Annotated in this window: 3 protein-coding genes; 2 read left to right on the top strand and 1 reads right to left on the bottom strand. The window is 72.2% G+C overall.

Annotated elements, in window-relative coordinates:
- Positions 1-52: 52 nt before the first annotated feature.
- Positions 53-646 (bottom strand): TauD/TfdA dioxygenase family protein, encoded by a 594-nt coding sequence (locus ACWJ6R_RS34005; RefSeq protein WP_449066149.1) that lies wholly within the window; start codon positions 644-646, stop codon positions 53-55.
- Between the two features lie 179 nt (positions 647-825).
- Between ACWJ6R_RS34005 and ACWJ6R_RS34010 the strand changes: the two genes are divergently transcribed.
- Together ACWJ6R_RS34010 and ACWJ6R_RS34015 are read left to right on the top strand one after the other, a co-directional pair.
- On the top strand, positions 826-1,899 hold the full coding sequence (locus ACWJ6R_RS34010; protein ID WP_449066150.1) for an ABC transporter substrate-binding protein: 1,074 nt from the start codon (positions 826-828) through the stop codon (positions 1,897-1,899).
- Positions 1,900-1,939: 40 nt separating this feature from the next.
- Positions 1,940-2,731 carry an ABC transporter ATP-binding protein gene (locus tag ACWJ6R_RS34015; protein ID WP_373293817.1) on the top strand — a complete coding sequence of 264 codons (792 nt, stop codon included), beginning with the start codon at positions 1,940-1,942 and terminating at the stop codon, positions 2,729-2,731.
- Positions 2,732-2,745 lie beyond the last annotated feature (14 nt).

A 2,745-nucleotide genomic window follows, 5' to 3' on the forward strand; every position in this document is an offset into this window, starting at 1 on the left:
CGGGTGCGCCCGGCCGCCGGCCCCCTTCTCCGCGCGGTCTCCCCCGGGACCGTCAGGCGGCGACGGGGGAGTAGGCGGCGGCGTCACCGGCGAGCACGGTGCTCGGCCGGCCGTCCACACCGACCGGGACGTCCCCGGCGACGGTGACGCGGTGCAGGCGGCGGGGCCGGTCGCCGAAGTCGTGCACGACCTGGTGCTGGGTGGCGCGGTTGTCCCACACCGCCACGTCGCCGGGGGCCCACCGCCAGCGCACGGTGTTCTCGACCTGGGTCACCTGCTCCTGGACGAGCCGGATCAGCGAGGCCGACGCCTCGGAGGACAGGCCCACCAGGCGTTTGGCGAAGTCTCCCAGCAGGATCGCGCGCTCGCCCGTCTCCGGATGCACGCGGACCACCGGGTGCTCGGTCTCGAAGACGGTGGAGGAGAACACCTCGGCGTACTCCCGGGCCCGCTCCGGGTCGTCGGCGAAGGCCACCTGGCCCTGCTCGTCGAGATGGTCCTGGCCGCGGAAGAAGACCGCCTTGTGGGTGAGCAGCGCCAGGCGGATCTCGGCCACGACGTCGGCGGGCAGGTCTCCGCCGAGCCGTACGCCGGAGATCTCGGCGCCTATACGGCCGGCGACAGGGGTGACGGTGAGGGATGACATGGGTTGCTTCCTTCCGAAAGGGGATGGGCGGGGAGACGGAAGGGCGGGCAGAGGGCACTGGCCACGCGGCACGGGGGTGCGGCGTTCGTGGACGGATTCGGCATCCGGCTTGACGCGGAGGTGGCGGGGCTCTATAAACACACTAACTCTACTAAATAAGTGGGAAATAGGGAGAACTCATGAACGCTCGCAGGGCCCGCGGAGCGGTGGCCGCACTGGCCGCACTGGCGCTCACCACCTTGGCGGCGGCCTGCGGGAACGCCGAGCCCGCCGGGACGACCGCCGCGGCCGCCGGCGGCGGAGGCGGACCGGCCGAGGTCAGGCTCGGCTACTTCCCGAACATCACGCACGCCACCGCGCTGGTCGGGGTGGAGAAGGGCCTGTACGCCAAGCACCTCGGCTCCGGCACGGCGCTCAAGACCAGCACCTTCAACGCCGGCCCAGCCGCGATCGAGGCGGTCTTCTCCGGGGCGGTCGACGCCACCTACATCGGCCCCAACCCGGCCATCAACGCCTGGGCCAAGTCCAAGGGCCAGGCCATCAAGATCGTCGCGGGGGCGGCCTCGGGCGGCGTCTTCCTCGTCGTCAAACCGGGCATCGAGAGCGTCGAGGACCTCAAGGGCAAGAAGATCGCCACCCCGCAGCTCGGCAACACCCAGGACGTGGCGCTGCGCCACTGGCTCGACTCCAAGGGCGTCAAGGCCGACACCAAGGGCGGCGGCGAGGTCTCGATCGTGCCGCAGGAGAACTCCCAGACCATCCAGACCTTCGCCACCGGCGACATCGACGGCGCCTGGGTGCCCGAGCCGTTCGCCAGCCGCCTCATCACCGAGAGCGGCGGCAAGGTGCTGGTCGACGAGCGGGACCTGTGGCCGGGCAAGGAGTTCGTGATCACCCACCTGATCGTCCGCCAGGAGTTCGCGAAGGAGCACCCGGAGGCGGTGCGGAAGCTCATCGAGGCCCACGTGGAGGCCAACGAGCTCATCGCCTCCGACCCGGCCGAGGCCGCCGAGACGGCCAACGCCGCGTTGGAGAAGCTGGCCGGCAAGCCGCTCAAGCCCGAGGTGCTCGACGGCGCCTTCAAGAACATCACCTTCACCGACGACCCGATCGCCTCGTCCCTGGTGGGCAGCGCCGACCACGCCGTCAAGGTCGGGCTGCTCGAGCCGGTGGACCTCACCGGCATCTACGACCTGAAGATCCTGAACGAGGTCCTCGCCGCCAAGGGCCGGCCGCAGATCTCCGACAAGTGAGGCTCCCCGACGGGGTCCGCCGAGGCAAGAGGAGGAACACGTGACCGCTCCGCTCACGGAGCAGGCCGCCGGCCGGGCGGAGGGCCGCGGGCCCGCCGTCCGGCTGGAGGCCGTCTCCAAGATGTACGGCCAGGGCCGGACCGGCCTGCTGGCCCTCGACGAGGTCTCCCTGGACGTCGGCGCCGGGGAGTTCGTCTGCCTGCTCGGCGCCTCCGGCTGCGGCAAGAGCACCCTGCTGTCCCTGGTCGCCGGGCTCGACCGGCCCACCGCGGGGCGGATCGAGGCCGACGGGGGCCGGGTGGCGATGATGTTCCAGGAGCCGGCGCTCTTCCCCTGGCTGACCGTCTCGGCCAACATCGAGATGGCGCTCCGGGCCAAGGGCGTGACCCGGGCGGAGCGCCGGGCACGCGCTGCGGAGTTCCTGGAGACCGTGCACCTCGGCGGGTTCGGCGCCAAGCGCCCGCACGAGCTCTCCGGCGGCATGCGCCAGCGGGTCGCGCTGGCCCGGGCGCTCGCCCAGGACGCCGACGTGCTGCTGATGGACGAGCCGTTCGGCGCGCTCGACGCGATGACCCGCGACCTGCTCCACGACGAACTGGAGCGCATCTGGCGCGAGCGGAACCTGTCGGTCCTGTTCGTCACGCACAACGTCCGCGAGGCCGTACGGCTCGGCGACCGGGTGGTCCTGCTGAGCAGCCGCCCCGGCCGCGTCGTCGAGGACTTCCCGGTGACGCTGGAGCGGCCCCGCCGCACCGACTCCGCCGAGGTGGCCGAGCAGGCGGGCCGGATCACCGACCGGCTGCGCGAGGAGGTCATGCGGCATGGCCGCTGACCCGCCCCGCCGCC

Source organism: Planomonospora algeriensis (assembly GCF_977012225.1).

Coding starts and splice junctions, on each gene's coding strand:
- ACWJ6R_RS34005 (WP_449066149.1), bottom strand. CDS start 646: ATGTCATCCCTCACCGTCACCCCTGTCGCCGGCCGTATAGGCGCCGAG.
- ACWJ6R_RS34010 (WP_449066150.1), top strand. CDS start 826: ATGAACGCTCGCAGGGCCCGCGGAGCGGTGGCCGCACTGGCCGCACTG.